Source organism: Mesorhizobium newzealandense (genome assembly GCF_042682145.1).
GTDB lineage: Bacteria > Pseudomonadota > Alphaproteobacteria > Rhizobiales > Rhizobiaceae > Mesorhizobium > Mesorhizobium newzealandense.
Genome location: NZ_JBHUGZ010000017.1, coordinates 101,352 through 115,047 on the forward strand (window position 1 = coordinate 101,352; position 13,696 = coordinate 115,047).

The following is a 13,696-nucleotide window of genomic DNA, read 5'->3' on the forward strand; positions in this document are numbered from 1 at the left end:
GGAGCCATGACCGACAGTGACTCGAACATCCGTCACCGAAGAGCTTGAAAGCGCCGCCAATCGCATTGCGAACATGCCGCGGGTGGACCTACAGATTATCCTTCGACACGCGGCATTGATGCTCTTGTCCGCCGCCCTACTCGTTGTCGCCCAGCCAGCCACGGCTAAACCGATGGTTGGCGTTCCGTCTGTCGTTGACGGCGACACGATCGAAATCCATGGGCAGCGAATTCGTCTCAATGGTATCGACGCGCCCGAGAGTGCTCAACTCTGCCTGGACGCGGGCAGAAAGAACTACCGTTGCGGGCAAAAGGCGTCCCTCGCCCTTGCGGACTTCCTAAAGGCTCATCGTCCGACTTCGTGCATTGAGGTCGACCGCGATCAGTTTAGGCGCATGGTGGCCGTCTGCACTGCTGGTGGTGTCGATATTGGCGAATGGATGGTTCGGCAGGGCTATGCGCTTGACTGGCCGAAATACAGCGCGGGATTCTATGTCCAGGCCCAAGATAAGGCCAGGGCCGCAAAGCGCGGCATGTGGGCCGGATCGTTCGAAAGGCCGTGGCAATGGCGCAAACAGATGACGGTCAATTAGGCTACCTGCGGCCTTTCCCATCGTTTATTTCCAAGCGAACAGTTGTGCTGGCACGGCGATAGTGCTCTCTTGTTCAAATTACTTGGGGAGGGGCAAAATGAAAATAGCAATTTTGGCTGCATTCGCGGCTTTTACAGTGGCTTTTGCGACCAACGCTTTTGCACATGGCGGCGGCACTGATGCCAATGGGTGCCACACGAACCACAAGACCGGCGAATATCACTGCCACTGATATGCTGAAAACCATGCTGTCGACGCCAGCCGGCACGGTCCGGCTAGTCGCAATAGTAACCGCGATAGCGATGCTGCTAGCCGTTGCGCCATGGCCGTATGGCTATTACCAATTGCTCCGTGTTGTCGGCTTTTTTGCCGGCGCCTACTGTGGCACGATGGTCTGGCGCTCTGGCCCTGCAAATCGGAACCTTGCCTGGGCACTCTTTGCCGCGGCGCTGGTGTTCAACCCATTTCTGCCGGTCTATTTGCCTCGTGAGGTTTGGGCCGTCCTAGACGCCGCAGCAGCTGGATTATTTGGCTTTGTAGCGTATCGCCATCGGGGTTAAGCCTTTAGGGATGTAGCCACTGCAAAAGCCCGCCGCAGGTCGCTCCCGTGGCGGGCTTTTCATCGATCCGCGACTAGTTTTCGGGTCGAGCCCAATCGCTAGAATCCACGGGCTAGTTAGTAGAGCCGAAACACGATCCCGGCCCGCCTGCGGTAGCACCGGACGCGCCGGTAACCATGTCGCCAATAACTACGGCAGACCCTTCTCCAACCCCGCCGGCGGTGGTAGCGGCGATAGTAGTGGCGGTGGTAGCGGCGGTAATGGCGGCGGTGGTAGACCGGCTCCACTTCCGCCTGAGTGCCTTCATCATCGAAGGTTTCTGGGTCTGGCGCCTCGAGTTCATCGAGAATGCCGCTTTTGGCCCCTGGAACACCGGCCACTGCGTCGATAGGCCGAACCGCGCTTGCAAAGGCCGCTGCCCCTGCAATACCAAACATTGCTGTCAAGAAGGATCGCCGATCCATACAAGCCTCCCGCTCTCGCCTGCAGGAATAGCACGCGCACTTAAAGGCGCTCCAATAAGACATTGATCAGAGAAACGAAGGGGCCGGACAATGACCCGACGAAGCCGACCATCGCGCCGCTGAGTTAGCAGAACTAACCGTCGAAATTGTATCGGCATTTGTCAGCAACAACCCAATTCCAGCAGCAAGTCTGCCGGAACTGATTGCCTCGGTTCACCGGTCATTGTCCGGCCTCAGCCAGCCGGTGGCAGGGCTAGCCGAGCCGCAAATACCAGCAGTCAACCCTAAGAGGTCCGTGTTTCCGGACTACATCGTCAGCTTGGAAGACGGCCGTAAATTCAAGTCGATGAAACGCCACCTTGGTTTGCTCGGTATGACACCAGTTGAGTACCGCGCCAAGTGGAGCTTGCCGCGTGATTACCCAATGGTCGCGCCGAATTACGCCGCGAAACGATCCGCTCTGGCAAAGGCCTCCGGGCTTGGCCGCAAGGCTGAATCTGTTAAGAAGGCGCCTGCGAAGCGGAAGGCGAAGGCTTAGTCGGTCGATCGACGTGACGTGGCGTCAAGACTCAGCTACCTATAACGCTGCGGCGGATCTGATTTTCCGCTTGGCCGGCGCCTTTCAGGCAATCTCCCCCCTCTGACGCCGGCTATTTTCCTTCGACGTCAAGCTGAGGGAACCGACCAGAGCCTTGACGCGTTGATCTCACTAGGGAGATCAAACAAATGACTGTCCATACGGACTAACGAACGAACAGAGCCGACTATGCGATTGCTGCGAGGCATGGCCGAGCGAACGCGGATGATGATCGCGATGAGCTACTGGCAAGAAAAAAGCAGTCGCTTTGGCTGAGAGATCGGCGATCAGCCAAATTGTCCGCAAACCCGTCGGAAAGCTTGCCGGGATCGAAATCCAAACCGCGCGGTTAGCGTTTTTGGCCGGCTTTCTCCTCGATCCGCACCGATCTCCTTGAAGCGCGCGGCGATGGTTCAGCAGCGCGCAGCTGTCTTTTCCATCTGGCCAGGGGCGGCGCCCTTCGCGTCGACTGTCGCCTGACCAGTCGCCGAAGACTGTGCACTGCCGGTCTGCTGGCCGGTGTCACAATCTTTTGCCGCATTCGGTTTCGACGTGCCGCCCGTTATGGTGGGGTCAAGCTTCATGCCGCCGGCCGCACCATAATTCGTTCTGATACCGTGTTTATGTTGTACGGGCGTGGCGGCTTGTGACAACGACAGGCCAGCCGACAAAGCGATTACAACTGATGTGAACATAAGCCGTTGCATGATATTTCTCCCGGTTTGAGCGCTGTGCGTAGACCCCGCCGCTCCATTCACGGCAGCGGCGGGTCGTCCCTAGGGATCGCGGGACTTGCCTGGGGTGTTGGTTTGCCCCTGCTGACTAAAGAACTATTAGCGATATCTAATGTTCTATTCCTCGCGTGCGTTTGCTCATTCTTCCCGAAAATCCTGCAGCGAAGCGTGCCGCATGTCCTCTTCGCCGCGCAGATGCTTCACGCGGCCGATGAGGCCTGGCTTAACCCATTGCGTCGCCGGGCGCTCATGCCCTTAGGCGCGGTGCCTGCGTGGTCCTGAACGCGCTTCCATAAGCGTTCGCGCATCTCGCGGTTGAGCGTGATGAAGGCCGAGCCGACATATCGACCAGTGCCGCGTTCCGCCATTAGTGCGAAGGCCGGTTTCCCTGCCTCACGCTCGACGCCGAGCAGTTCATATTCGTCGATCGCGTAGCATTTCGCTTTCAGCCAGTTCGTCGACGGGCCGCCGCGGTATTTGCTGTCCTTCCGCTTTGAAACCATGCCCTCCAGCCCGGCCTGATCGACAAGGTGGAAGATTGCCTTGGCCTCGCCCTGCAAAGCCTGGCTGAACTGAATGCGACCACCGGTCGAGATCATGCTGACAAGAATCTCGCGACGGTCTTCCAGCGCCATGTCACCCAGGTCGGTGCCGTTAAGGTGCAAGAGATCGAAGGCGACGAAGTAGAGGTCGTGCTGGCGCTGGGTGATGGCTTTCCGTAGGGCTGCGAAATCGGACAGCCCCGCCTCATTGGTGACGATGATCTCACCGTCTATGATGGAGTTTTGGACGTTCAGCCGTTTAGCTGCGTCAACCAAGTCTCGATATTTTGCCGACCAATCCAGACCGCGACGGGTGAAGATGCGAACGTCCGCGTCGTCGATGATGAGCTGCGAGCGGTAGCCATCGAACTTGACTTCGTGAATCCAGTCGTCGCCTTCGGGAGGCTTCTCCACTAGGGTAGGCATCAAAGGCGGGACGAACTTCAAACGCATGAACTGACTCGCAAGGCCGCGATTCAATTAGCCCACGCTAAAATGGTTCCGGAACATTTTAGACGAATTGAAAGTTCAATACCGATGCCGAAGCTCTCAGACCTTGGACCGCCTATTCCTGGAAAGCTGCACGGCGGCGACTATGCCGACGAGCAGGACAATTTCTATCCCTGTCCCACCTGCGGCCAGATGGTCGACATGCGTGATCTGCGCCAGGTCATTTGGCACGAACGGCCGAAACACAAGCCGTTCATCGTGATCGTTGATTAGACGCGGCGGTGGGAACGGACGCTCGATTTCGAGCTTTATTGCCTACGCACCTTTCGAAAGGAAACCGTTATGTTCGCAGGGGATATTGCGGAACGGCGACTGAAAATTCTGGTGGAGCAGTACGTCGAAGCAAGGAAAAAGAACCACGATTTCGTGTCTACTGAGCTTGCAAGCAAAGCGATCCGCCAGTTTATTTCCCCACCGATCGGGGATCAGGCCCTTGATAACATGATTGCGAAATGCGCCGTCGAGCATGGGCTTAACGTTCGTTTTGACCGTAAGTAAGGACCATTCTGTCAAACGAAAGCCCGCCAGGCAGCGGGCGTAGATATGACGAAATGGCGCGCTCCTCAGCGCGCCACCTCATTCACACAGCGTCGGCTCAACGCGGCAAAAAGGAAAGCCCGCCACCGAGGAAGCAGTGACGGGCCCTCCGAAAGATGTCGAAACAACTTTCGTGCACCCGCGTCACACAGATGCGTAGCCAAAACGAGCCGAATAACAAACCGTCCCAACTGGCACAAAAAAGCCCGCCACCTTTCGGCAGCGGGCCAGGGTCATGGAGCGCTGAGATCAACCAGCATAGATGAAACGTAACCGTTGTTCTCAGGCCACGGCCTTAAGCTCGGGAAGCCCGGATGTAGGCCCAGGGCAGCAGATCATCGATCCGGCTGTTCGGGTACGCTGCCGGTGTCTTCCTCGATCGCGGCGCTGCCAATGCCAACTGCCTTCGCATCGGCGAAAAGCTTGTGAGCGAGTTCGGCAACCGAGATGCCGTCGGCGCTGCCGGTCTGTGGCACGTTGTTCGATATCCATTGGTGCAGGAAGTTTGTTGCGCGCGTGCTCATGAAAGGGCGTCCACCCCGTCTATATTCGCCGGGATTGATAAAGTTCCCTGCCCATAAGTTGCGTTTGGCAATGCGGGCTTCGCGCTCTTCGGCAAGGTATCGAGGCGCTTGTTTGTCGGTGACCGCGAATCCGTGTTTCACTAGGTCTCGCCCGAGATCGATGCTTCCCGCGAAGCAGACGCCGACATCGTCGTCATAGCGGTCTTTGCCTTCGATGGTGCAGGATACATCCCCTATGGTAAGGAGATGGCGAATGTGGTCACGCGCATACCTGCCGCAGGGCCAGATCTTGTCAGCGGCATCAAAACACGCCTGCGAAAGTTCGGGGGCATCGATACCGAGCAACTGAACTCGTTTCTTGTCATGCCACAGCGTGTCGCCGTCATGAGCAAACCAATGCTCTCCTGCGGACACGGGGCCACAGGTGAGCACGAAGGTAAGAGCAATGGTCAAATCTACACATGGCCGGAGCATTGTGATTATTGCGCCTCGTCGTAGCCGCCGTTCGTTCAGATGGGTCTTTAACGTGGTTGCACCTGCGCCAGTAGCGCCTCAACCATAGGGAGCATGTTTCTAACGATGATCGCATCCCCCGCTGCATTTGGGTGGTCGTTGTCCGCTTGCAGCAACTCCGGATGCCCAGTCACGCCCTCCTTGAAGTCGGCGTAGAGCAAGTCTCCATGCTTGGTCGCTAGCTCGGAGAACATCTTTGAAAACGGCTCGGCATAGTCAGCCCCGTGCCCAGCAGAGAGGATAGACGAGCAATAGCCATAGGCCGCGGTTCCAACCACAAGCACTGGAACGCGCTTCTGGGCGAGGATATTCAGAATCTGGTCGAGGTTCGCTCGCGTGTGATCCAGGTCGATACGAGCGCAATCGTTCTGACCCAATTCAACGATGACAACGTGGTTTGCAGGGTTCGCCTGCAGGTCAAGGCCATCCTTGGATTCCGCCAGCCAAGCGAGACCCCGTTTGCTGGTTGCCATGTACCCCACCTCGACAATTGTCACTGGGTGCCCGGCGGCGTTCAGCTCAGACTTTAGCCTGGTCGCAAAGGTCTCAGTGGCTGCTACTCCATAGCTGTTGATGTAGCTGTCGCCGAGGGTGACGATTGTCGGAGTGCATCCTCGGCATCCACGTTGCCGCCTAACCCCAACATTGCGGAAAGTGCGACAAGGGCCACAAACGAAACTTCACGCACTGTTGTCATGGTCTATCTCCAGCGGGACCATTCGGGGTTGGTTCAGCCCAGGATCATTCCAGCTAATACCACCGTGAGGAGCAGTGATACGGGAACGGCTAGAAGACACCACATCTCAATGGTTCTTGTGTTTTGTCGCTTTTCCATCTTCGCTGCCTCGCGTTGTTGGCTGTCTTTTGGTGCCAACGGGTGGCCGATGGAAGCGGTTCCGCGCGAGGCACTCAGAGATGCCGTCGGTGCTGTATATTAGCAACACCTTGACAGCCGCCAGCAAGGCGTGGCGCCGCAAAACTTAGTGCTATCAGACCGATACCACGGCACAATGGACGGCGAGGCGCAGCAGGCGCATTGTCGCGCGTATGCGGTATCGCGAAAGGAACGAGATGGAGATCGGTCAGCACCGAGTGCTTGATGCACTGCCGGTCATGATTTGGATCGCACTACCTGACGGACAAGCTCATTTTGTCAACCAACGCTGGTCTGAGTACACTGGCCAAAGCTTGGAACAAGTTCGCATTTCCGGGTGGGAAGTTGCTATCGATCCTGAGGACCTGCCGAAATTGCTGGAACGCTGGCGGTCAATACTCGCGTCCGGCGGGCCTGGTGAAATGGAAGCCCGCATGCGGCGCGCCGACGGGGAATACCGATGGTTCGCGATCCACTGCAGCCCGGTTTTCGACGAGGTTGGCCGGATCCGCGAGTGGTACGTGACCAGCACCGACATCAATCAAAGCAAGGACGCCGAGGAAACGCTGCGACAGCGTGAGCTGAAGTTGGCATCGGCCGAGCTGGAACTTCAGCAGAAGGCTCTCAGGCAGAGCGATCGCGATTTTCAACTGATAGTCGATTCAATTCCTGCCTTGGCATGGGCCGCTCGATCTGACGGTGCAGTCGAGTTCTTCAACCAAAACTTTCTCGACTATCTTGGCACCACTGCCACGGAAGCCCAGGGCTGGGGTTGGATAGCGGGAGTTCATCCGGAAGACGTGAGCGGCCTGACATCCGCCTTGCTGACTATACTGGCCTCAGAACAATCCGGAGAGGCTGAAGCGAGACTACGCGGCAGCGATGGAGAATATCGATGGTTCCTGACACAAGCCTACCCGTATCGCGGTGACAGCGGAAATGTCGTCAAATGGTACGGCACCATCATCGACATCGAGGAACGCAAGCGGGCGAACGAAACCCTCCAGGCCAAGGGGCGCAATCTTGGCCTCATCGTCAATACCATACCTGTAATGGCATGGTCGGCACGAGCAGACGGTTCCGCTGAATTTTTCAATCAGCACTATCTCTACTACGTTGGTCTCTCGATGGGTACTGAGGACTGGGAGCCGACAACTGAGCTGTCTGAATATTGGGATCTGACAGCATCGGTCCATCCGGACGACGCCGACAGCCTTGAATCAACGTTGCAAGCTATATTTGCGTCCGGGCAGCCCGGAGAAACCGAAGCGCGTCTACGGCGCTTTGATGGCGAATACCGATGGTTCCTGTTCCGGGTCAACCCGCTCCGTGATGAAACGGGAAACATCATCAAATGGTATGGCACAAACACGGACATCCACGACCGCAAGCGTGCCGAGGACGCTTTAAGGCGTAGCGAAGCGTTCCTTGCGGAAGGCCAATACCTTGCCGGCATGGGCAACATGTCATGGCACGTCGCAACTGGAAAGGTCACCTGGTCGGAGCCTCTTTACCGAATCTTCGAGTTCAAGCCGGGTACAGTGGTGACGCTCGAGCGCATCGCCAGTCGCGTCCATCCAGAAGACATGGATCTGATAAGCGACATGACGGAGAAGGCCACTCGCGGCGAAAGCAACTTCGAATGTCAGCATCGGATCGTTTTGCCGGACAATTCGGTCAAGCACCTCCACTTGACCGCGCACCTGGCCCGCAGTGATTCCGGCCAGATTGAATATATCGGCGCGGTTCTCGACATAACGCAACGCCAGCGGTCCGAGGAAGCGCTCGAGAAAATCCGTTCCGAACTAGCACAAGCCACTCGGATCATGAGCATGGGTGCCCTGACCGCCTCTATTGCGCACGAAGTCAACCAGCCGCTATCGGGCATCGTCACCAACGCCAGCACTTGCTTGCGCATGCTGGCAGCCGACCCGCCGAACGTCGACGGCGCCCGGGAAACCGCGCGGCGCACGATCCGGGACGGCAACCGCGCAGCCGACGTGATCGCGAGACTTCGCTCGTTATTTGGAAAAAGGGATGCCGTTGTCGAGCCGGTCGATTTGAACGAGGCTGCTGTCGAGGTAATCGCACTGTTTGCTGGTGATCTTCAGCGAAACAGAGTGCTGCTTCATACCAAGTTTTCTGACGGACTCCCCCTCGTCGGCGGCGACCGTGTCCAGTTGCAGCAGGTCATCATGAACTTGTTGCGCAACGCAGCTGACGCGATGATCTCGGTCCACGATAGGCCGAGGCTTGTTGTAGTTGGGACCAAGCCTAGTGAGGACGGTGATGTCCACCTTTTCGTGCGAGATGTTGGTGTCGGGTTCGATCTCCATGGGGAGGAGCGGCTTTTCGAAGCCTTCTACACGACCAAAGCCGAAGGCATGGGAATAGGACTCTCCGTCAGTCGCTCCATCATCGAAAGCCACGGCGGTCATCTTTGGGCGAAGGCAAATGACGGCCCGGGAGCGACCTTCTCCTTTTCCATTCACGAATACCTGCTGGAAGAGGGACCTGTTCACCCATCCGGGATGAGATCGGCGCTGCCCGCCAGCAGCGCAGCAATCCAGCGAGGTTTTTCATGAACGCCCCCTTCCCTCTCGTATCGATCGTCGATGATGACGAGTCCGTACGCGAGTCACTGCCCGACCTGCTGAGAGAACTCGGTTTCCGTGCCGAAGCGTTCTCTTCGGCCGAGCAGTTTCTGGGGTCGGGCATGATCGATGAGACAGATTGCCTGGTTCTTGACGTCTACATGCCTGGAATGACGGGGCCCGATCTTGAGCGAGAGTTGGCGTGCCGAGGCCAGTCTATCCCAATCGTTTTCATTACGGCGCCGAGATACGAAATCGTTCGGCCGATTCTACCCAAAGAGCGATCGGCAGGGTGCCTGTTCAAGCCGTTTAGCGACACAGCCCTGCAGAAGGCACTCAACCTAGCCCTCGAAGACGCCTCAACGGCCTGCTTGGTGGTCTAAAAAGCACATTTCCATGCTTGGCGCACTTGGCCCATCGCCATTGCCGGTCGTGGGCGAAGCCTTTGGACGACTGGTCACCGCGGGCGCCGAGTGCATTGCGTTCTGCACTTAGCAACCCAAAGGTATTGCCGACACCTTCGTGCAATTGATCTCCGCCCCCTTGTCGGTCAAATCTGGACCCAGCATTCGAACTGTGACGGGTGCAACCACGCAAATACAGGAGATCAAAATGAACGCCATCCTGGCGAGCGGCGAAGCCGCGACTAAAAATCAGAAAGCTCGAGCAGTCGACATGAAGCTCGAGGTCGCCGTCATCCCAGTTGCCGATGTGGGGCGCGCCAAGAACTTCTACACCAACCTCGGTTGGCGGGTCGACGCGGACTTTGTCAGGGGCGACGGTTCTCGGGCCGTTCAGCTCACACCCCCTGGCTCACCGTCTTCGATACACCTTGGCGAGAAGTCGGTGCTTTTTCTCGTCGTATCCGACATCGAGGCAGCGCGCACCGAACTCGCCGAGCACGGTGTCGAGATCACTGAAGTGTTCCATCGGGGCAACGCAGGCCCGATCGGCGGCCCGGCTCCGAACCGGGCCAGCTACGGTTCGCTTGCCTCGTTCAGCGACCCGGACGGTAACCAGTGGGTGCTCCAGGAGGTTACCACTCGATTGCCAGGACGCGTAGACACGAACGTGACGACGTTCACCTCCGCAACCGAGCTTGCTGCCGCGATGCATCGTGCGGCGGTTGCGCATGGCGAACACGAGAAGCGCAACGGCGGCCAGCGCGACGAGAACTGGCCTGCCTGGTACAGCGAATACATGGTCGCCGAGCAGGCCGGCAAACCGCTTCCTTTATGAGGGAGCCGCGAGGTCGGTGGCGCAAGCCGATGCCGGAGTTCAAGTCGGCCTTCATGGCGATGCCGCAGAATATGCGGGACATGATGAAGAAGGAGTGCAACGACGCGGCGATGAGCAAGCCCTACGCCGAGTTCTGCGCCAACGTGAACGCCCTGGCCGGTTCGTAATTTCCGGTCGTTTGACCGGGAACCTCGGATTTGGTGGCGGGACGAGCCCGCCACCAAATTAAGCTCTAGCTTTCCGCCGGCCATCGCACCAGGCCGGCGCCACCGATGTCGATCAGCGAACCAGCCGGTCCCCGCCGCCGCCGAGCGCGATGAGTCTCTATCGGCATCGGTCTTTCATCCACAGCAACTTTCTCCCCAGCCATGCCAGGAAATGAACCGAGACCAGAGGAATTGGACAATGGACACGATGAAGCCTTCAGAAGGTATCAATCAGGATCGGCGCCGGCTTTTGACAGCAGTCGCGACGGGTATTGTTGCTGCCGGTGCGGCAATCCTGCTCCCGTCGCAGTTGATCGCCGCGGCCTCTAGCGACGCCATCCATCCCTTCCGCGTCCACGTCCCGGAAAAAGAACTCGTCGATCTCCGCCGGCGCCTCGTTGCCACGCGGTGGCCCGACAAGGAAACCGTCAGCGATCAATCGCAAGGGGCTCAGTTGGCAAAGCTGCAGGCGTTGGTTCAGTACTGGGGCACCGGCTACAACTGGCGCAAGGTAGAAGCGAAGCTGAATACGCTGCCGCAATTTACGACGAACATCGACGGGGTCGATATACACTTCATCCATGTGCGTTCCCACCACAAGAACGCCCTTCCACTGATCGTCTCGCACGGTTGGCCGGGATCCATAATCGAGCAGCTCAAGATCATCGGTCCCCTTACGGACCCGACAGCTCACGGAGGAAGCGCCGAGGAGGCGTTCGACGTCGTCATCCCATCATTGCCGGGCTTTGGCTTCTCAGGCAGACCGACCGGCACCGGATGGGATCCCGACCATATCGCGCGGGCCTGGGCGGAGCTGATGACGCGCCTTGGCTATACCAATTACGTCGCACAGGGTGGCGATTGGGGCAGCGCAATCTGCAACTCCATGGCGCGTCAAGCAGCCCCCGGATTGCGTGGCATCCATATCAATCTGCCGGCAACGGTGCCACCGGAAGCGGCCGCAGCACTCGGCGGCGGGCCGTTGCCGGCAGATGTCTCTGACAAGGAGCGCGCGGTCATCGAAGCGCTCATGATGTCCGGAAAGACCGGGAACCTCGCGTACTTCACGATGATGTCGGCGCGGCCGCAGACAGTGGGCTACGGTACGACGGATTCTCCGGTCGGTCTTGCGGCTTGGATCCTCGTGCATCCCGGCTTTTCGCACTGGTCATACGGTGCCGACCCCGCAAGTTCGCCAACGAAGGACGACGTGCTGGACAACATCACGCTTTACTGGCTGACGAACACCGGGGCCTCGTCGGCGCGGCTGTATTGGGAGAACGGCGCCCATGGCAGCATAATTTTCGCGGCTGCGCAGAAGACTTCCGAAATCTCGCTTCCGGTCGCCATCACGGTGTTTCCTGACGACGTCTATCGACCACCAGAAACATGGGCACGCCGCGCCTATCCCAACCTGGCTTACTTCCACGAGGTCGACAGGGGCGGACATTTCGCGGCTTGGGAACAGCCGGAGCTGTTCAGCGCCGAGCTGCGCGCGGCATTCCGAGCCCTCCGGCAGGCCTGATTTCGTTCCGCCATCGATCCGCTCACCCGGCCAAGCATGGCCGGGTGGATCGATCCGTCAAAATTACAGGAGGCTGAGATGAAGGTGACGCAGATGACGGCGGTCTTGTTGATCGCTGCAAGCGCCATCGTGCTCGATGCAAGCTGGGCTCAGCAGATGGAACAAATGCCTGGGATCACGCGAACGGATCTGCAGAGACATGATCTCAGCATCGCCGGGCAAGAGGCCATTCAGACTCGCGTCGAGTTTGCGCCCGGCGCGACGTTCCCCGTGCATTGGCATCACGGTGAAGAGATCATCTACGTCATCGAAGGCTCGATAGAATACCGCGTCGAGGGCCAACCGCCGGTAACTGTCAATGCCGGCGGTGTGCTGTTTGTTCCGGCAGGGGCGCGCCATGCGGCGAAAAATGTCGGCAGCGTCAATGCGGCGGAGGTTGGCACCTATGTCGTCGAAAAAGGCAAGTCGCTGGTCGAATTGGTGAAGTAAACGGCCGAAGACCATGGCGAAATGAAGGTCGAAACCTGGAAGGAGATTCCCATGCAGAAAAACTTCCTGTTGGCCGCGTTGCTCATCAGCACAATCGGGGTACCCGAGATCAGCTACGCCGCGGAAAAGAAGGGACAGCAGATGATATTCGAAGGTCTCCCGGGGTCATCCCTCCATGGCTCTATTCTCGGCTGGATTGCCGGCCAATCAGAGTTGCAGTCTCTTGGGCGTGCCGACGAGTGGCTCAATTCGCCGCCTCTGACGCCGACGGCGCTCCGCGGAAAGGTGGTCCTAGTCAGTTTCTGGACCTACACCTGCATCAATTGGCTGCGTGTTCAGCCCTACCTCCGCGCCTGGGCGGAAAAATACAAGAGACAGGGCCTAGTCGTGATCGGCGTGCATTCGCCGGAATTCCGATTTGAAAAGAACATCGACAACGTCCGCCGGGAGGTGAAAGCCCTGGGCGTCGACTATCCTGTCGCAGTCGACAGCGAAGGAGCGATCTGGAGCGGGTTCAACAACAATTATTGGCCGGCACTTTATTTCATCGATGCACAGGGACGTATCCGCGACCAACACTTCGGCGAGGGCTCCTACGAACAGTCGGAAATGACCATTCAACGCCTGCTGGCAGAGGCTGGCGCCGAAGGCATTGGCGCCGATCTGGTATCGGTCGACGGACGCGGCCTCGAAGCAGCTGCCGACATGGCAAATCTCAAGTCGCGGGAAAACTATATCGGCTACAAACGCACCCAGGGCTTTGCATCACCGGGCGGCGCGGTGCGCAACAAGCCGCACCTCTATCAAGCACCCGCACAGCTGCGCCTGAATGAGTGGGCCCTGTCCGGCGACTGGACCATGGGAAGCGACGGCGCGGCGGTGAAAAAGTCCAATGGCACCGTCACGTACCGATTTCATGCCCGCGATCTTCATCTTGTCATGGGGCCGGCCGCGGCTGGAACGTCCGTGAAATTCCGCGTCCTGATAGATGGTCAGCCACCCGGCGGCTCTCACGGCATCGACGTTGATGAACAGGGCAACGGCACGGTGAGCGAGCAGCGCCTATACCAGTTGATCCGGCAACAGGGGCCCATCGTAGATCGCCAATTCGAGATCGAGTTTCTCGCCCCTGACGTCGAGGTTTTCTGCTTCACGTTCGGCTGATTGCCTACGTCGCCCTGCCCTTTCTCAATGGCGGCATCGCCAAAGTCGTCGG

At 58.4% G+C, this 13,696-nt stretch carries 15 protein-coding genes and 2 pseudogenes; 13 read left to right on the forward strand and 4 right to left on the reverse strand.

Annotated features, from left to right (window positions below; all coding sequences use genetic code 11):
• Nucleotides 1-16: 16 nt before the first annotated feature.
• From ACFSOZ_RS24900 to ACFSOZ_RS24915, 4 genes and pseudogenes are all read left to right on the forward strand, one after another.
• The gene (locus ACFSOZ_RS24900; protein WP_379102215.1) at nucleotides 17-592 is read left to right on the forward strand and encodes a thermonuclease family protein; all 576 of its coding nucleotides are present in this window, start codon (nucleotides 17-19) and stop codon (nucleotides 590-592) included.
• Nucleotides 593-689: 97 nt separating this feature from the next.
• Complete coding sequence (locus ACFSOZ_RS24905) at nucleotides 690-824, forward strand: YHYH domain-containing protein (protein ID WP_379102217.1); 135 nt, start codon at nucleotides 690-692, stop codon at nucleotides 822-824.
• Nucleotides 825-837: 13 nt separating this feature from the next.
• Nucleotides 838-1,152 carry a DUF6804 family protein gene (locus tag ACFSOZ_RS24910; protein WP_379103242.1) on the forward strand — a complete coding sequence of 105 codons (315 nt, stop codon included), beginning with the start codon at nucleotides 838-840 and terminating at the stop codon, nucleotides 1,150-1,152.
• Between the two features lie 561 nt (nucleotides 1,153-1,713).
• Nucleotides 1,714-2,154: pseudogene (locus tag ACFSOZ_RS24915) on the forward strand (Ros/MucR family transcriptional regulator); the annotation flags it as partial.
• Nucleotides 2,155-2,606: 452 nt separating this feature from the next.
• On the opposite strand, the gene ACFSOZ_RS24920 reads toward ACFSOZ_RS24915, so the two are convergent.
• Together ACFSOZ_RS24920 and ACFSOZ_RS24925 are read right to left on the reverse strand one after the other, a co-directional pair.
• On the reverse strand, nucleotides 2,607-2,900 hold the full coding sequence (locus tag ACFSOZ_RS24920; protein WP_379102219.1) for a hypothetical protein: 294 nt from the start codon (nucleotides 2,898-2,900) through the stop codon (nucleotides 2,607-2,609).
• Nucleotides 2,901-3,065: 165 nt separating this feature from the next.
• Nucleotides 3,066-3,922: pseudogene (locus ACFSOZ_RS24925) on the reverse strand (ATP-dependent DNA ligase).
• Between the two features lie 84 nt (nucleotides 3,923-4,006).
• On the opposite strand from ACFSOZ_RS24925, the gene ACFSOZ_RS24930 reads away from it, so the two are divergent.
• Complete coding sequence (locus ACFSOZ_RS24930; protein ID WP_379102221.1) at nucleotides 4,007-4,192, forward strand: hypothetical protein; 186 nt, start codon at nucleotides 4,007-4,009, stop codon at nucleotides 4,190-4,192.
• A gap of 69 nt (nucleotides 4,193-4,261) precedes the next feature.
• Complete coding sequence (locus ACFSOZ_RS24935) at nucleotides 4,262-4,477, forward strand: hypothetical protein (protein ID WP_379102223.1); 216 nt, start codon at nucleotides 4,262-4,264, stop codon at nucleotides 4,475-4,477.
• 374 nt (nucleotides 4,478-4,851) lie between these two features.
• Here the strand turns inward: ACFSOZ_RS24935 and ACFSOZ_RS24940 are convergent, their stop codons facing one another.
• On the reverse strand, nucleotides 4,852-5,493 hold the full coding sequence (locus ACFSOZ_RS24940; protein ID WP_379102225.1) for a thermonuclease family protein: 642 nt from the start codon (nucleotides 5,491-5,493) through the stop codon (nucleotides 4,852-4,854).
• Between the two features lie 68 nt (nucleotides 5,494-5,561).
• Nucleotides 5,562-6,152 (reverse strand): GDSL-type esterase/lipase family protein, encoded by a 591-nt coding sequence (locus tag ACFSOZ_RS24945; protein WP_379103244.1) that lies wholly within the window; start codon nucleotides 6,150-6,152, stop codon nucleotides 5,562-5,564.
• Between the two features lie 472 nt (nucleotides 6,153-6,624).
• Here ACFSOZ_RS24945 and ACFSOZ_RS24950 point away from each other — a divergent pair, with 472 nt between their 5' ends.
• From ACFSOZ_RS24950 to ACFSOZ_RS24980, 7 genes are all read left to right on the forward strand, one after another.
• The gene (locus ACFSOZ_RS24950) at nucleotides 6,625-9,012 is read left to right on the forward strand and encodes a PAS domain-containing sensor histidine kinase (RefSeq protein ID WP_379102227.1); all 2,388 of its coding nucleotides are present in this window, start codon (nucleotides 6,625-6,627) and stop codon (nucleotides 9,010-9,012) included.
• Entirely contained in the window at nucleotides 9,009-9,404 is a 396-nt protein-coding gene (locus tag ACFSOZ_RS24955; RefSeq protein WP_379102229.1) for a response regulator, read from the forward strand. The genes ACFSOZ_RS24950 and ACFSOZ_RS24955 overlap by 4 nt, the downstream gene beginning before the upstream one ends.
• Before the next feature lie 229 nt (nucleotides 9,405-9,633).
• Nucleotides 9,634-10,260, forward strand: coding sequence for a VOC family protein (locus ACFSOZ_RS24960; protein WP_379102231.1), 627 nt, complete (start codon nucleotides 9,634-9,636; stop codon nucleotides 10,258-10,260).
• Between the two features lie 29 nt (nucleotides 10,261-10,289).
• Nucleotides 10,290-10,427, forward strand: coding sequence for a hypothetical protein (locus ACFSOZ_RS24965; protein WP_379102232.1), 138 nt, complete (start codon nucleotides 10,290-10,292; stop codon nucleotides 10,425-10,427).
• 238 nt (nucleotides 10,428-10,665) lie between these two features.
• Nucleotides 10,666-11,991: an epoxide hydrolase family protein gene (locus ACFSOZ_RS24970; RefSeq protein WP_379102233.1), complete on the forward strand. Its 1,326-nt coding sequence runs from the start codon at nucleotides 10,666-10,668 to the stop codon at nucleotides 11,989-11,991.
• A gap of 78 nt (nucleotides 11,992-12,069) precedes the next feature.
• Nucleotides 12,070-12,480: a cupin domain-containing protein gene (locus ACFSOZ_RS24975; protein WP_379102234.1), complete on the forward strand. Its 411-nt coding sequence runs from the start codon at nucleotides 12,070-12,072 to the stop codon at nucleotides 12,478-12,480.
• A gap of 51 nt (nucleotides 12,481-12,531) precedes the next feature.
• On the forward strand, nucleotides 12,532-13,644 hold the full coding sequence (locus tag ACFSOZ_RS24980; RefSeq protein WP_379102235.1) for a redoxin domain-containing protein: 1,113 nt from the start codon (nucleotides 12,532-12,534) through the stop codon (nucleotides 13,642-13,644).
• Nucleotides 13,645-13,696 lie beyond the last annotated feature (52 nt).